Here is a 15327-nt window from a genome sequence, read left to right on the forward strand (position 1 = left end):
GGTTCTTGACAAGGGCATAATAAAACAACTGAAAACACAAGGGCCAACCTACAACAAAACGCCGCAATTCAAATCATTGAGCAAGAAGGCTATGAAAAATTATCTATACGGAAAATAGCAACCATAATTGAGTATTCTCCGACTACAATTTATCCTTATTATAAGGATAAAGCAGGAATTATTACCGATATGTCTGATGAGTTATATAGCAACGTCTTAAATGATATCGTTGCTATACTGAATGAAGATACTGCACTATCAATAGATAAAAAAATCCATGAAATTATGCATGCATTTATAATGGGACTTTGTGGTGAGCCAGAAATGGTAAAGGCAATTATGTATAGCGGTATAAATGTTATCTTTGCAAACGATAGTGATAATAGTACACCAAATAATCCAGGAATATCTATGTTAGATAATATCTTTGCCGTTGGTATCGCGCAAAATGTTTTTAAACCCAATATTGCGAATACTTCATGGATGATTATAAGTGCATTACTTGGATTTACAATAAGCTCAATTGAAAATCAGCTACATCTAACTGATAATTTTAATCAACTTGTAGATGATTTTGTGCAAATTCTTTTGGGAGGAATATTACAATGAACGTCTCTAAAGTAAATTGAAAAAGGTTTTACCGTTGACAATATTATTGAACAACAGTCATTGGAAGCAGATGCGATTACTTCTGCGACTTATAGTAGCGATACTATCAGGAAAGCCATAGAAAATGCTTTGCGACAAGGAGAACAAGAATGAAAACAATTATTATGTATTCAAGTAAGTATGGTTGCACAGAAGATTGTGTAAAGGCACTTAAAAGTAAGCTAAACGGCGAATGCAGACTTGTAAACTTGAAGAATGTAGGTGCGATAGATTTTCAGCAATACGACTGGGTTATTATTGGTGGATCAATCTATGTTGGAAAAATCCAAAAAGAAGTACGGCTGTTTTGTGAGCGTAATTTGAAAGAACTACTTACCAAAAATATCTCCTTATTCATGTGTTGTACAACACCAGAACAAGTGAATGACTTTTTCGAAAATAATTTTCCTGCCAAATTACTTGCACACGCTATAAAGACTGTGAATTTCGGCGGAGAATTGAGACAAGAAAAAATGGGGTTCTTAGATAGAAAATTGACTGCTCTAGTAACTAAAACGGAGCCAATGAAAACCGGGATATTCTATCAAAACATAGATTTATTAGCTACTTTAGTCAATTCATAAATTGATTAGCATTGATAACATAGGATAGTAGAATATTTTGCATAGCCCCACAAGTAACGGCCTGTGAAAAAGCGTATATGGCAGTTTGGGCGGCTAAGGTGTGCCAAATAAGAAAACCGCCCATAATCGGACGGTCCCTTTACCTTAATCTTCCCTTTTCCTTGTAAATACCTACTTTTCAATAAAGCCACTGGCCGGACTCGAACCGGCGACCCACGCATTACGAATGCGTTGCGCTACCAACTGCGCTACAGTGGCATCCTGACAGTCATACTGTCCCTTAGATGAAACAAGACTGTCGCTCACGCAACAGCCTCTTCATCATGACCTGACCGGGAATCGAACCCGGGTTTACGCCGTGAGAGGGCGTCGTCTTAGCCGCTTGACCATCAGGCCTCAGGTAAATCGAGGCGACGTGATTCGAACACGCGGCCTCTGCGTCCCGAACGCAGCGCTCTACCAAACTGAGCCACGCCTCGATACCTCTGGTAGTATAATACAAATATGGAAGAATGTCAACCATAAATTGTCAAAGTTTTTTAAAAAATTCACAATTTTATTTTTCCGCATTTTACATTCCCTTTAATCGTAAATCCTGCCATAGTCGTAGCTCCCATAAAAATCCCTTATTGTCTCAAAATACTGGTCCACATTATCCCGGGTCAGCCTGTGCTCTCCTGCCGCCATCCACTCCAATATCCGGTCCCCCACCTGCTCAGAATAATGGATGACATCCATATAATTATCCAGGTCGCAGATAATGTCAAACTGGTCGTCAAACCCAAACAGCCGGATGTTGTCACAGGTAAGAAGCATGTCAGCCATCAGGCGGAGCGCTGAAAGCTGACGCTCAAAATCCCCCTTTGCCACAAGCTCGCTGTCCCAGTACGCAATGCTGTAGGGCGGGATAAAGCAATAAAATATAATATCCGGGTTAGCCCTTGCAACGGCCAGTATATTCTGTTCCACATTGCCTTCAACCATCTGTCTGTCTTCCATGGTAAAAGGCATTGGCTCCATGTTCCCTTCCGGGCGTTCAAAGGTCCGCAGCACAGCCTGCCTGCCCCACTCCTTGTCAGGCGCCCAGTGCATATACTCATCAAAGGTGGTCATGTCCGCCCCTGCCTTTGTCCTGTTTAATATGCTGCGCACATTGCCAAAAATCACTTCTTTGTTCCATATGTAATTCACGTCATTCCACGGATTACCATCCAGCAGATAGTCCGGCGCCGGCGCTGTGGGATTCCATTGATCCTTATCATACATCAAAAAGCTTTTATCCAGGCTTCTGAACACCATCTTAATCCGCGGATTATAGGAAATGGCCCGGCGCACCGCTTCATCCACCTCCTTGTAGTATCCTCCTCCATAAGGAATCTTGACGGCCTTCACATCAAACAGCCTGTCAAAGCTGGATACCTTGAAGTTTTCTGACATGGATGTGCCTGTCAGCACCGCATCATAGGTAAAATGCCGGCTGATGCCGTCATTCTGGTAACGCTCGCTGTCCAATGTATATGCAAGCCCTTTCAGTGGTTGATGGTAATGGAAAAATGGGTCCACTATTGCCACAAGCCCTCCCAGGGCAGCCAGCCCCAAAGCGGTAAGCCCCAGTGTAAAGCCCAGCCATCTTCCCCAGTATTTCTTTTGTCCATCCTTGTTATCTGTCTGTTTATCCAATGCTGCGTCTCCTGTAAATGTCAATGAAATAGAAAATCTTAAATTTGGAAATCCTTAAAACTGGAAATAAATAAATGTGGAAATCCCCGCCAGTGATATGACCGACCACACAAGCAGCACCGCTGTCCCGGCGCCCCTGAGCACGGTGGGCTTAAGCCCTGCCTCGGCCATGTTCCTGGTATTCATCACCAGATGGAGCGCAATGCCGTAAATCAGGAATATGGTCATGAGCCTGTGGTTCAGGAACACCTGGGGCAGTTCCACCATCTTAAAGCTGTCTGCAAACCCCGGATTTATCTGCATGTTTTCAAAACCCACCAGTCTCTTAAAAAACTGTTTTGCCTGGGAAATGCTGTCGGCCCTGAATATGACCCAGCTCAGGTTCACGAACAGGAAGGTGGCCATCCACCGGAACGCTGTATGAAGCCGGTTCCACTGCCGGTCAAACATCCGGTTAAGGCATTGCGCTGCCCCGTGGATCAGTCCCCACAGGATAAAGGTCCAGTTGGCCCCATGCCACAGGCCGCTGGCCAGGAATACAAGCATCACGTTCACATAGGTGCGCACAGTCCCTTTTCTGCTGCCGCCCAGCGGAAAATATATGTAATTGCGAAGGAAACGGGTTAATGTCATATGCCACCGCTTCCAAAAATCCACTGGGGACAGCGCCTTGTAGGGGGAATTGAAATTCTGCGGAAGTTCCAGGTTAAGCATCCGCGAAATGCCCACTGCCATGTCACAGTACCCGCTGAAATCAAAATACAGCTGGAAGGTATAAGCCAGCATCACAAGAAATGCATCGGAAGAGCTTAAGGATCCCACCTGTGAAAATCCCCATGCCACCGGGCCCGCAAAAAACTCCGCCAGTATCACTTTCTTAAAAAGGCCTGCCGCAAACACCATGAGTCCTTTGGACATATTCACCGAATCCATCCTCTGGCGCGCCTCTTCCTTTAGCTGCGGGATGAATTCCCTGTGCAAAAGGATGGGTCCCATGGCAATCTTGGGAAAATACACGGTGAATATGGCGTAATCCAGGAAACCGTATCCCCCGGTTTCGCCTCTATAGGAATCCACCAGCCATGCCACCTGCTGGAATGTAAAAAAGCTGATGCCCACAGGCAGGAGAATCCTTGTCAGCAATAAATCCTGTTTCAGGAACAGGTTCAGGTTTTCCAGGAAAAAGTTGGAGTATTTATAGTAAAAAAGAAGTCCCAGGTTGGCTAAGATGCCAAGAATAAGGATGGCTTTCCGGCCCCCATCCTGTCTGCCGTTGGCAGCGTCCCCATCCTCCTTTCGGCCGGTTCCCCTGCTTCTCCCTAGAAGGAGCCGTGAGATCCGCCAGTTAAACCCGGTGCTGGCTAACAGCAGTACGAGATACCATGGATTGCCATAGGCAAAAAACAGAAGGGACATGGCGGCCAGGAACATCCTGGCCCCCTCCTTCTTTCCCATGTGATGCAATCCGAAATACCCTGCAAGGCAGGACGGAAGAAATAACATTATAAACAGATATGAATTAAACTGCATGGTCCTTGTATCCTTTTTCTTTGGTTGATTTTATGATCAGAGCGTCAGATTCCTGAGCCTGAGCGCATTGCCAACCACACATACAGAACTTAATGACATGGCTAATCCTCCCAGCATGGGACTTAAAAGCGGACCCCCTAACAGATACAGGGCGCCTGCGGCCACAGGAATCCCCAGCGTGTTATAGAAGAATGCCCAGAACAGGTTCTGTTTAATGTTGCGTATGGTAGCTTTGCTAAGCCGGATGGCACGGTACACATCCATCAGATCGGATTTCATCAGCACCACATCGCCGGATTCCAGGGCAATGTCGCTGCCGTTTCCAATGGCGCAGCCCACATCTGCCTGGACAAGGGCGGGCGCGTCGTTAATCCCGTCACCTACCATCATAACTGTTTTTCCCTGTTTCTGCAACCGGTTTACCACATCTGCCTTGTCTTGCGGCAATACTTCTGCCACCACCTTGTCCACATGGGCCAGACGGCCGATATACTGTGCGGTCTTCTCATTATCCCCTGTTACCATGTAGACCTGCACACCCAGGTTTTTCATTTTCCCGACCGCCTCCACGCTTGTCTCTTTGATGGTGTCCGCAACGCAGATCAGCCCGGCCAGACGGCCGTCCGCCACAACATACATCGGGGTCTTGCCCACCCCTGCATATTCTGCCGCCTGCTTTTTTGTTTCTTCCGATACAGGGACATTCAGATGCTCCAGAAGCCGCCGGTTGCCCACTGACACCTTCCATCCTTTCCAGGAAGTCATGATTCCTGCACCTGTCACGCTCTCAAATGAATCCGGCATCACCAGTTCCATCTGCTTATCCCTGGCCGCCAGGACAATGGCCTGACCCAGGGGATGCTCCGACATCTGTTCACAGGACGCTGCAAGGAAAAGAAGGTGGTCTTTTTTCTCTGCATCAGAAGGTTTTGCTGCCTTTGTACTGTCTTTCGGGGTTCCGTCTTCTGCCTCATTGACCGGCGTGACACCCGGCAGGGACGCGCCCTCCAGTTTCCATACCTGCTCCACCACCGTATCGCTGATAACGCTTATATCCGTCACCTTGGGCCGGCCCTCTGTGATGGTTCCTGTCTTATCCAGGATGACGGCGTCCACCTTATGGCAGATTTCCAGGGCCTCCCCGCTTTTAATCAGGATGCCGTGACCGGCCCCGACCCCGGTTCCCACCATGATGGCGGTGGGTGTGGCGAGCCCCAGCGCACAGGGGCAGGCAATCACGAGGACAGCCACGAATATGGTAAGCACAAAGGACAGGTCCCTTCCTCCCACTGTCCACCACAGCAGGGCGGCTGCCAGGGCAATGACCATGACAGCAGGCACAAAATACCCGGCAACCGTGTCGGCCAATTTGGATATGGGGGCTTTCCTGCCCTGGGCATCCTCTATCATGCGGATGATTTTCGACAGTGTGGTGTCGCTGCCCACATGGGTGACCTCCACCTCCATTGCGCCGTTATAATTCATGCTGCCCCCAATCACACGGTCCCCTGCCTGTTTTTCCACCGGAATGCTCTCGCCTGTCAGCATGGATTCATCCACGGTGCTGCTTCCCTGTACCAGGATCCCGTCCAGGGGAATCCTGCTGCCAGGCTTGATCAGTATATGCTGTCCCGCTTCCACCAGCCCTGTTTCCACCTCCCGCTCAACACCATTTTCATAAAGAAGGGCTGTGTCGGGCGCAAGTTCCATCAGCTTGCGGATGGCCTCTGAGGTCTTTCCCTTGCTGCGGCTCTCCATGTACTTGCCAAGCATCACCAGGGTTACCACCACGGCCGCTGACTCATAGTACAGCTGATGCGCCTTCATATGGTCGGCCGGGATTCCCAAGGTCATCACTAAGCTGTAGATAAATGCGCTTCCCGTACCGATGGCCACCAGGGAATCCATGTTGGGGTTTCCCTTCAGAAGGGAACGGATCCCAACCATATAAAACCGGTAACCGCAGATCAGGATCGGCACGGTAAGGATCAGCTGCGCCAAAGCAAAGTTCAGCGGATTCCTGTCCATATCCAAAAAGGATGGCAGCGGCAGGGTAAATGGAAGCATATGTCCCATGGAAATGTAGAGCAGCGGAATGGAAAAACAGACAGCCGTGATTACACGGTTTCTGGCGGACTGCAGATGCTCCTCCTGCTGCTGCCATTCCTCTTCCTCCTTTTTCCTGTCCTGTTCCTCCTCCAAAAGGCTGGCGCCGTATCCTGCCTTGGACACGGCCTCACATATCATGCCGGAAGTCACCTGATCCTCATCATAGGTAATCACCATCCGGTTGGTGGTCAGATTCACATTGCTGTCCTCCACCCCGCCCAGTTTTCTCGTGACACGTTCAACCGCGCTGCTGCAGGCTGCGCAGGACATGCCATCTATATGATACTGTTCCGTCCTCATATCTTTTGCTCCTCTCGTACCAGGATGTGTTTGGATTTTTAAACCCACCTTTGTATCATTATGCCCTGCACGAGGAAGGTTTATCAATTTATAAATAAAAGGAACCTGCTGATAAAAGCCGCATATCAGCCGGCTTTCCAGCAGGTTTCCCCTGTTATTCCGTTTCTTTACTTATGGCATCAGCAGAATATTCTGCGTATGGTAATCGTATCCTTCTATCAGATATTTAAAATTTTCATCCATCCTGGCCATATAGCTGTCAAAATAAATATCCCATTCATTGTATGAGGTATGGTCATCCAACAGGACCCGGATTCTCAAATGGGAAGCTCCCAGCCATGCGTAGGAGCCATAGGCGGACGGAACATGGGTCCTTTGTCTTGCCGTCTGCATGTAGCTTCCGTATCGCATCAGATACTGGTCCAGGTCAGTTGCCCCGGCCCTGTATTCCTGATTCCCCAGGCAGCAGGAATAGGTGCGGTTCCCTTCTCCGATTTCAAACCGGCAGTCATCTGAACGAAATGTGAGACGTACGTATTTATCAGCATCCCGGAAACGTATTTTCCTGCCATTAATGGAACCCTGGTACGCCGGCATGGCGCAGCCGGTAACTGGCTGCGCGTCCAGCATACGGCTCAGTTCCCGGATTCTTTCCACATTTTCAGGACACTCTTTTAGCGGCTCATTCCCGATACACGGATAAACGGTTTCAAAAAATGTATCCAGAAGAGGCTGTGAACCTGATGTGGATGAATTCATCACAAACGTGGTATCACAATCCGGCAGCACCACGCATATCTGCCCGAATAATCCGGAAGCGCGGTATCCGTTGTGCGTACACCGCCACATCTGGAAACCATATCCCTGGGTACTTTCTGTTTTATATGCCGGGTAACCGGGCGCGGTTTCTATCTGCTTAGAGGTGGCAAGGCCACACCATTCTTCTGACAGGATCCGGTGTCCATTCAGTACGCCCCTGTTTAAAAACAGCTGCCCCAGCTTGATTAAATCCGTTGCCTTCATATAAAGGCCAACCCCGCCAATGGAATATCCAGAAGGATCTTCCAGCCAGTCATAATCCTGAATCCCGCACAGGTCAAAAAAGTTTTCTTTCAGAAATTCACATTGGCTTTTGCCTGTTATCTTTGTCACGATTGCCGACAGCATATGGGAGGCCATGGAATTGTAGTAAAAACGGCTTCCAGGCAGATCCGTTATATGTCTGTCAAATATACTTTCACACCAGTCCCTGCTGTCGTCCCCTGCCGCAAACATGTCAGGTCCGTCCTGTCCCAGGGTCATGGTCAGCAGATGCCGGATGGTAAGGGTTTCCAATCCATTGTCTGCATACGATGGATTGGAAAAATAAGGATACACCAATTCATCCAGGCTTAACAGCCCTCTGTCATAAAGGATGCCCACTGCCACGCTTGTAAATGTCTTTGTAACAGAATTCTCCACATGCCTGCATGTATTTTTATAAGGAAACGCGTTAACCTGGGCAATCAGCTTCCCATGCCGTGCCATTGTAAAAGTATGTAAATGGATATCACGGTCTTTCAATTTCTGGATAAAGGCAAGTATTCCCCGTGAATCCACGCCCTCCCTTTCACAGGTGGAACGCCCTAATTCGTATGTTGGCACTATAGCCCTCCTATTTTCTGACAACAGAGAAAATGGGTTCCCCTGCTGTCACGTCTTTTCCCAACTGTTTGTTTACAACTGCAAATTGATTGGAGTCCAGAACCAGTATCGGGGATGTCAGGTCAACGCCCTGTTTTTTGAAAAAATCCATGTCCGCATGGCATAACAGGTCCCCAACCCGGACCTGCTGTCCCACGGCTGCCTTCACCTCAAATCCCTTGCCTGCGAATTTTACGGTATCAATGCCATAATGGATCATCAGCTCAAGCCCTTCCTCCGTCTTCAGGCATATGGCATGCCCTGTCCCTGCAACCAGTTCCACCCGTCCTGACACAGGCGCAAGCACGTCTCCTGATGCCGGTATGAGGGCGCATCCATCCCCCATCATAAGCTGTGCAAAGACAGGATCCCTGACCTCGGTCATATCCATGGTCCTTCCGTCAAAGGGAGCGCAGACACTGATTTTCTTCTTAAATATCCCCAACACCTTATCAACCTCCCAGTCCATTGTCATTATTTCAGTTCCGGCCAGTATTCCTTGTTGGCTTCTATGTAATCATCCAGAAGCGCCTTGGCAACCGTGGCGCTGGGAACGCATCTGGACAGCGTGTATGCCTGCCACATCTTATGGTAAGAACCTTCCTCCCATGCATCCACTACCAGCTTTTCCACTGCCACCTGCTGTTCCATCAGCCCCTTTTGGAACGTGGGTATCCTTCCGATGGATAACGGCTCATAGCCATCCTTTCCAACAAGGCATGGTATTTCCACCATGGCGTCATCATCAAAGTTAACAATAGCACCGTTATTGGGAACAATCAACAGCATTCTCTCATGGGTGTTTAGCGCCAGGGCCATGCACAGGTCAACGATAAAGGTTGCATGATTCGTCACCTCCAGATAGCTGCCCTTTGCAGTGCCTTTTTCTGCAATTTCCCTGCAGGCTGTAAAAACTTCTGTCTCCCTTCCTTCCATGACCTCATTGGCCCGTGTATGGCCGGGGTCTGAGTGCGCTACCACATAATCCGGGAACAGATAATACTTGAAATAGCTGTTGGGAATCATGGTGGGGTCCACGCTCAGCACATCCTTTGCCTTGTAGTAAGTATCCTTCCAGCTGTGTTCCTGCTGGTTGGATGTCATGGCCGGAGACACAAATCCCATTTCCAGCATATAATCCCTGACCTTTGGCAGCAGGTCATTGCCTGCCTTGTCCCTGATATCACACCACCATCCAAAGTGATTCAGCCCAAAATAACGTACATCCATTTCCTTGCGGTCATTAAGTCCTGCAATGCTGGCAATACTGTCCTCCAGGCCAATGGGCATGTCACAGATATTGATGACCTTTGAATCAGGCCTTAACCGCCTGGTGGCCTCAGCCACAATGGCAGCCGGATTGGAGTAGTTGAGCATCCAGGCATCCGGGGAATATTTCTCCATATAATCAATGTTTTCCAGCACCCCGGCAATGGAGCGCATCCCATATGTAATACCGCCGGGACCGCATGTCTCCTGTCCCACGCAGCCATGCTTTAATGCAATCTTCTCATCTTTTTCACGCATGGGCAGTTTGCCTACCCGGATGTGTGCCAGACAGAAATCGATGTCCGTGTAAGCCTCTTCTGGGTCCACGGTTGCCAGGAACTCAATTTCAGGGTCCTTTTCCATGACCAGGATCCTGCATGCCTCTGCCAGCCGGTCCTGCCTCTCCTCATCATTATCATACAGTTTAATCTTCCTCAGAGGGAACCTGTCAAGATGTGCAAGCAAGGTGCATACAATCTCAGGTGTGTAAGTGCTTCCGCCTCCTGCAATTACTACTGAATACTTTTTCATTTTACATTCTCTCCTTAACTATTTTCTATGACCTTGTCAACCGTCTTCTTGATTAATGTCACGGTCGTGCCGTAAACAATCTGTATTTCATTGCTGCTTACTTTTACAATCCCGTTGCAGCCCGTCCTTTTGAGGATTGATTCATCTATCAGGGAATAATCCTTAACAACTACCCTAAGCCGTGACATACATGCCTCTGTTTCAGTGATATTATCCTTACCGCCAAGGCCCCTCACAATCAGCTGTGCCTTCAGCATCTCGGGATTCTTGGTATCCAGTCCTGCCGATGCCTCTGGTTTTGCTGCAGACATATCAATATTGGCAATCTCAGCCGCAAATGCCAGTGAGTCGTCATAATCTCCCCCGCGCCCCGGTGTCTTTACATCAAAATGTATGATCCACCACCGGAAGGTAACATAGCAGAGCACGAACTCCAGCACAGTAATCACGCAGACCACCCAAACATTGGAGCCAGGACGCAGGAACCCATTGGTAAACAACCCGATGATACTGGAATTGGAGCCGCCCACGCCGCTGCCCAGGATAAAGCACAGCAGCCAGCTTAATCCGGTATAGAAGCTGTAGACCACGTAAAGCAGCGGCGCCGCAAACAGGAAGATGAACTCAATGGGCTCTGAGATGGCTGCGAAGATGGCTGTCAGCGCCCCGGCCAGTACCAGGGGTTTAATGCTCTCCCTCTTATCCGCATCCGCACATTTGTAGATAGCCAGAGCGATTGCCGGAAGGCCGCCAAGCATCATGGGAATCTGCGGACCGAAATAATAGGAAACCAGTTGTGCCAGCGATGCATTAGTAGGCAGGCCTTCCACCAGATACTGTGCATATCCGGCAACCGTGCCTTCCGCCACTGCCCCGGATGCAAAGGTATACACACCTGACACGGACGTATTCCTGACAATGGTATTCCATATCTGATGCAGGCCCGTGGGGATCAGCGCCCTCTCCCCCAGCGCATAGACAAAGGGACCAAAGATGCCCAGACTGCCCAGCACCTTTGCGAATGCGTCAATGGCCCTCTGCACATATACCCAGAGAAACGGCAGAATCTGTCCCACAATACTGAGCACGATTAAAGATATGATTGGAACAAATCTTGTACCCTGATAAAAGGAAAATGCCATAGGCAGCTTAATGTCCTTGAATTTGTTATGCAGGTTTGCAACGATGACACCTACCAGGATACCTCCCATAATCCCTACATTGACGGTTTCCACCCCCAGAACCGTCGTGATGCCTGTTTCAGGGAACATGGCCCTTACGTTGGGGAAGGTTGTAATCAAAAGGTTCATTGACTTAAGCAGGGCGAAATATCCGATAAACGCGCCCAGCGCCGCATACTCTTTCTTTTCTGCCGCCAGACCGAACGCCAGGGCCATGGCGTAGACCAATGCCAGGTTATGAAGGACCTGAACGCCTGTGGTTACCATCCAGTTCCCCAGATATTGAATGGGGGTGCTGGCAAAAAACGGGACTATCTTAATAATCGCCGCATCAGTGAAAATACAGCCAATGGCCATGATAAGCGATGCCACACCTATCAGGGATACTGGAATTAAAAATGCTCTTGCTAGCTTTTGGAAAAAAGCTTTCATACCATTAGACATGAATGATACCCCTCCTTATACATTACAAAGTGTAAATACATTTACCTGCGCAGGCTGTATTTTTTGTATTTTCAGTATAGTGACTCCGACTTTTAAATGCAATACTTCCAGGGCATCCGTGAAACGCTTCATACTGAGTAAAATAGTTCACGTTTTCAGATAATTCGTGGCACAAAAAAACCGTTTATCCATCCTGTCTCATGGATAAACGGTTGAAATTCATAATTGGGAAAACAGTAATTGGAATGCGATGATGGTATTGGACACAAACGTATTAATCTGCAGCTCATCCTCCCACTCCTCTTTGGGGATGATGATTGGCAGGTCCACCATCTTCCGCAGGCGGCTGTTCTCATTGCGCAGGAATGCAATGGTAAAATATCCGTGCTGCCTGCACTTTTCCGCTTCATCTATCACCAGTTGTGTTTCGCCTGACTCCGACACCATGATCCCCACGTTGTCCTCAAACTCAGACAGTTCCCCCAGGCTTTCCGTATAAATCAGCCGGTAGCCGTCCCTGACGCACTTACGGCTGATATAATCAATGGCAACCATGGAGTATCCGATTCCCATGGCATACACATATTTTTCCTTAGCGCCCTTCATATGCCGTACAAAGGTATCCACCATTTCTTCCGAATAGTTACTTATGATGGTGTTCCGGATTCCGGCCAAATCACGGTCCTGGGCAGCAGGCTGGGATTTGTGGCTGGATTTAAAGGAAAATATCAATTCCCTGTAACCGGAATACCCAAGTTTTTTAGACAGGTTCACCAGAAAGGCAGGGGATATGTAGTGTCTTTTTGCAAAATCCTTAATCGACATATCGCTGTTTTTCTTGATGTCTTCTTTTATTTCGTCTAAAATCTGCCGCTGCAGACCATTCAGCTCATTCATATGCCCTACTCTCCCCTCAACACGGTTTGAGTCTATTATAGCATAAACTTTTAATTACAAAAGAAGAAAGTACGATTTCCCGGACAGGGCATACCCCGCCCCCGGAAACCGTACTTTCTTAATGCCTGTGCAATCCGGGATAATAATGCCCGGCATATTTATTCCGGGCACTGCCAACGCCTCCTACATGGCCTTCTGAAGCAGCCGCCTGAACACAAACAGCACCACCGCATAAAAGGCCGCAACAACCATAAGTGTCTTGGATACGGTCAGGCTGATGAACCCGCTGACCAGGATGCCGATATAAAGAGTAAGCATCATGGTATATCCCGTATATGCCCAGCATCGCAGCCCAAGCATCCGGTTCCTCTCATCCGTCTCATAGATTTTCCGTTTCTTTCCCAGCTCCGGATTCTTCAGGTACTTCACATTCCTGATAATGGAAATGATGCCGGCCGCCACAAGCCCGGCCCCTGTCCCCCAGTAAAACCCCGGAATATAATCCGTGTAACCCGGCTCCAGGTACATTACCATCACCCTGTCCCTGGCCACAAAGGACAGGGCCAGGGCTGCTGCCCCCAACACCAGGAACAGGACCCCGATCCACACACGGTTCCTGCACCGCTTTTCAAAATCAATCGGACTATCAATAAATAAATGGTTCAGCCACATAATCATTCCTCCTCATATAAAAATATATCCTCTATACTTTGTTCAAAAAACCTGGCAATCTTAAATGCCAGCTGCAGCGAGGCATTATACTTGCCGTTCTCCAGGGAAATGATGGTCTGCCGGGTCACTCCCAGCGCGGCCGCCAGTTCCTCCTGGGTTACCTTGTTCTGTTTGCGCAGTTCCTGTATTTTAGTCTTCAATCCCACCACCCTTTCGTTCCTAAGACCTGCATGCGTAATGTAAAGTATGTTTTACTTTTTTAGTATAGTTTACTTTACGCAAAATGTCAAGCTTATTTTACATCCAAACGCAAAAAAAAGAACTGCCACAGCGTGACAGCACCTTTTCACTGGTTCCCTGACGTGTCCTGACATCCGTTCCCGCCGTTTGCCTTTGGGCCTGTCCGGACATTGGTTCCCATTCCTAACCCATGAATTTTGAAGCATATCCCTGGATAAAGATACCCAGTACAATCAGAGGCAGGATATAACTCACATATATCCTTGCCCATGCAGGGAAATGAATGCCTTCCCCTTCATTGGCCTCTGCCATGAAATTCTTAAATCCCCACCCATACCGGCTGGTGCAGAACAAAAGATAAAGCATGCTTCCAATAGGAAGCAGGTTATTGCTGAGGATGAAATCCTCCAGGTCCAGGACCGTGCTTCCCTCACCCAGCGGCGCAAATCCGCTCCACAGGTTGAATCCCAGCACACATGGGACGGACAGGATGATGATGGCCACTATGTTCCATGCAACCGCCTTCCTGACGGAACAGCCGGTCAGATCCGTTGCAAAGGATATGATATTCTGGAACACCGCGATAATGGTTGAAAATGCAGCAAAGGACATGAACAGGAAAAACATGGTCCCCCATATCCTTCCGCCTGCCATGTGGTTGAATACATTTGGCAGGGTGATGAAGATTAAGGACGGCCCTGCCGTGGACTCAATCTGATAGGCAAAACATGCCGGGAAAATAATAAGGCCTGCCATGAATGCAACCATGGTATCTAAAAGTGCGACGCTGACCGCCTCCCCTGTCAGGGACCGCTCTTTGCCGATATAGCTTCCAAAGATAGCCAGGGCTCCAATTCCAATGCTCAGCGTAAAAAAGGATTGTCCCAGGGCAGCAAACACCGCGTCCCCCAGTCCGGCTTCCTTCATCTTGCCAAAATCAGGCTTCAGGTAAAATTCCAGTCCCGGACCGCCGCCCGGAAGGATCATGGAGTGGACAGCCAGCACGACCATCAGTCCCAGCAGGCACACCATCATGACCTTGGTAATGCGCTCCACCCCCTGCTGAAGGCCCATGGCGCACACGCCAAAACATAGCAGCACCACTACCACCATAAAGCTGCCCATAAGCACCGGATTCCCCAGCATGGTGTTGAATTCCCCTGCCACGGCCTCAGCCTCAAGTCCGGTGAAGTCGCCCATAAGCATCTTAAAAAAATAGAGAAGCATCCAGCCGCCGACCGTGGTATAGAACATCATCAGGATATAGTTGCCCGCCATGGCAGGATACTTTGTCAGATGCCATCTGCTTCCCTTTGGTTCCAGTACATCAAAGGATACGGCCGCACTTTTCCTGCTGGCCCGTCCAACCGCAAACTCCATTATTACAATCGGCAGTCCCAGAATCAGAAGGAACACAAGGTAGACCAGCACGAATGCCGCGCCTCCGTATTCACCTACGATATAAGGAAAACGCCATACATTGCCAAGACCAATGGCACATCCCGCGGATATAAGGATGAATCCAAGCCTGGATGAAAACTTTTCACGTTCCATGATTA

Annotated in this window: 14 protein-coding genes, 3 tRNA genes and 1 pseudogene; 4 read left to right on the forward strand and 14 right to left on the reverse strand. The window is 48.7% G+C overall.

Annotated features, from left to right (window positions below; all coding sequences use genetic code 11):
- Window positions 1-72: 72 nt before the first annotated feature.
- The 4 genes and pseudogenes from DWX59_RS29640 to DWX59_RS14605 form a co-directional block, all read left to right on the forward strand.
- Window positions 73-171: pseudogene (locus DWX59_RS29640) on the forward strand (TetR/AcrR family transcriptional regulator); the annotation flags it as partial.
- 18 nt (window positions 172-189) lie between these two features.
- Complete coding sequence (locus tag DWX59_RS14595; RefSeq protein WP_227116760.1) at window positions 190-609, forward strand: hypothetical protein; 420 nt, start codon at window positions 190-192, stop codon at window positions 607-609.
- 45 nt (window positions 610-654) lie between these two features.
- Window positions 655-762, forward strand: coding sequence for an FMN-binding protein (locus DWX59_RS14600; RefSeq protein ID WP_353626698.1), 108 nt, complete (start codon window positions 655-657; stop codon window positions 760-762).
- Window positions 759-1232 carry a flavodoxin domain-containing protein gene (locus tag DWX59_RS14605; RefSeq protein ID WP_117559945.1) on the forward strand — a complete coding sequence of 158 codons (474 nt, stop codon included), beginning with the start codon at window positions 759-761 and terminating at the stop codon, window positions 1230-1232. The genes DWX59_RS14600 and DWX59_RS14605 overlap by 4 nt, the downstream gene beginning before the upstream one ends.
- Window positions 1233-1417: 185 nt before the next feature.
- Here DWX59_RS14605 and DWX59_RS14610 read toward each other — a convergent pair.
- From DWX59_RS14610 to DWX59_RS14675, 14 genes are all read right to left on the reverse strand, one after another.
- Window positions 1418-1490 (reverse strand) — tRNA-Thr (locus DWX59_RS14610).
- A 66-nt stretch (window positions 1491-1556) separates the two neighbouring features.
- Window positions 1557-1628 (reverse strand) — tRNA-Glu (locus DWX59_RS14615).
- Window positions 1629-1637: 9 nt separating this feature from the next.
- A tRNA-Pro gene (locus tag DWX59_RS14620) sits at window positions 1638-1711 on the reverse strand.
- Between the two features lie 103 nt (window positions 1712-1814).
- The gene (locus DWX59_RS14625) at window positions 1815-2912 is read right to left on the reverse strand and encodes a hypothetical protein (RefSeq protein WP_117559946.1); all 1098 of its coding nucleotides are present in this window, start codon (window positions 2910-2912) and stop codon (window positions 1815-1817) included.
- 54 nt (window positions 2913-2966) lie between these two features.
- Window positions 2967-4442 (reverse strand): MBOAT family O-acyltransferase, encoded by a 1476-nt coding sequence (locus DWX59_RS14630; RefSeq protein WP_117559947.1) that lies wholly within the window; start codon window positions 4440-4442, stop codon window positions 2967-2969.
- Window positions 4443-4478: 36 nt separating this feature from the next.
- Window positions 4479-6851 carry a heavy metal translocating P-type ATPase gene (locus DWX59_RS14635; protein ID WP_117559948.1) on the reverse strand — a complete coding sequence of 791 codons (2373 nt, stop codon included), beginning with the start codon at window positions 6849-6851 and terminating at the stop codon, window positions 4479-4481.
- A 171-nt stretch (window positions 6852-7022) separates the two neighbouring features.
- Window positions 7023-8495 (reverse strand): serine hydrolase domain-containing protein, encoded by a 1473-nt coding sequence (locus tag DWX59_RS14640; RefSeq protein WP_117559949.1) that lies wholly within the window; start codon window positions 8493-8495, stop codon window positions 7023-7025.
- Between the two features lie 10 nt (window positions 8496-8505).
- Window positions 8506-9009 (reverse strand): PTS sugar transporter subunit IIA, encoded by a 504-nt coding sequence (locus DWX59_RS14645; RefSeq protein WP_117559950.1) that lies wholly within the window; start codon window positions 9007-9009, stop codon window positions 8506-8508.
- A complete protein-coding gene (locus DWX59_RS14650) occupies window positions 9009-10334 on the reverse strand; it encodes a 6-phospho-alpha-glucosidase (protein WP_117559951.1) in 1326 nt (441 codons plus the stop codon). Before DWX59_RS14650 ends, DWX59_RS14645 begins: the two co-directional genes overlap by 1 nt.
- Window positions 10335-10348: 14 nt before the next feature.
- On the reverse strand, window positions 10349-11959 hold the full coding sequence (locus tag DWX59_RS14655; protein WP_117559952.1) for a PTS transporter subunit EIIC: 1611 nt from the start codon (window positions 11957-11959) through the stop codon (window positions 10349-10351).
- 219 nt (window positions 11960-12178) lie between these two features.
- Window positions 12179-12856, reverse strand: coding sequence for a MurR/RpiR family transcriptional regulator (locus tag DWX59_RS14660; protein ID WP_117559953.1), 678 nt, complete (start codon window positions 12854-12856; stop codon window positions 12179-12181).
- A gap of 183 nt (window positions 12857-13039) precedes the next feature.
- Window positions 13040-13528, reverse strand: a complete 489-nt coding sequence (locus DWX59_RS14665) for a hypothetical protein (RefSeq protein WP_117559954.1) — start codon at window positions 13526-13528, stop codon at window positions 13040-13042.
- A gap of 2 nt (window positions 13529-13530) precedes the next feature.
- Window positions 13531-13728 (reverse strand): helix-turn-helix transcriptional regulator, encoded by a 198-nt coding sequence (locus tag DWX59_RS14670; protein ID WP_117560062.1) that lies wholly within the window; start codon window positions 13726-13728, stop codon window positions 13531-13533.
- Window positions 13729-13951: 223 nt separating this feature from the next.
- Entirely contained in the window at window positions 13952-15322 is a 1371-nt protein-coding gene (locus DWX59_RS14675) for a sodium-dependent transporter (RefSeq protein ID WP_117560063.1), read from the reverse strand.
- Window positions 15323-15327: the final 5 nt, after the last annotated feature.

The sequence above is a fragment of the Enterocloster aldenensis genome, from assembly GCF_003434055.1.
GTDB classification, from domain to species: domain Bacteria; phylum Bacillota; class Clostridia; order Lachnospirales; family Lachnospiraceae; genus Enterocloster; species Enterocloster aldenensis.

Bases quoted from the DNA above. Each gene is read 5' to 3' on its own strand.
- DWX59_RS14595 (WP_227116760.1), top strand. From the start codon at position 190: ATGTCTGATGAGTTATATAGCAACGTCTTAAATGATATCGTTGCTATA.
- DWX59_RS14605 (WP_117559945.1), top strand. From the start codon at position 759: ATGAAAACAATTATTATGTATTCAAGTAAGTATGGTTGCACAGAAGAT.
- DWX59_RS14630 (WP_117559947.1), bottom strand. From the start codon at position 4,442: ATGCAGTTTAATTCATATCTGTTTATAATGTTATTTCTTCCGTCCTGC.
- DWX59_RS14635 (WP_117559948.1), bottom strand. From the start codon at position 6,851: ATGAGGACGGAACAGTATCATATAGATGGCATGTCCTGCGCAGCCTGC.
- DWX59_RS14645 (WP_117559950.1), bottom strand. From the start codon at position 9,009: ATGACAATGGACTGGGAGGTTGATAAGGTGTTGGGGATATTTAAGAAG.
- DWX59_RS14650 (WP_117559951.1), bottom strand. From the start codon at position 10,334: ATGAAAAAGTATTCAGTAGTAATTGCAGGAGGCGGAAGCACTTACACA.
- DWX59_RS14655 (WP_117559952.1), bottom strand. From the start codon at position 11,959: ATGTCTAATGGTATGAAAGCTTTTTTCCAAAAGCTAGCAAGAGCATTT.
- DWX59_RS14660 (WP_117559953.1), bottom strand. From the start codon at position 12,856: ATGAATGAGCTGAATGGTCTGCAGCGGCAGATTTTAGACGAAATAAAA.
- DWX59_RS14665 (WP_117559954.1), bottom strand. From the start codon at position 13,528: ATGTGGCTGAACCATTTATTTATTGATAGTCCGATTGATTTTGAAAAG.
- DWX59_RS14675 (WP_117560063.1), bottom strand. From the start codon at position 15,322: ATGGAACGTGAAAAGTTTTCATCCAGGCTTGGATTCATCCTTATATCC.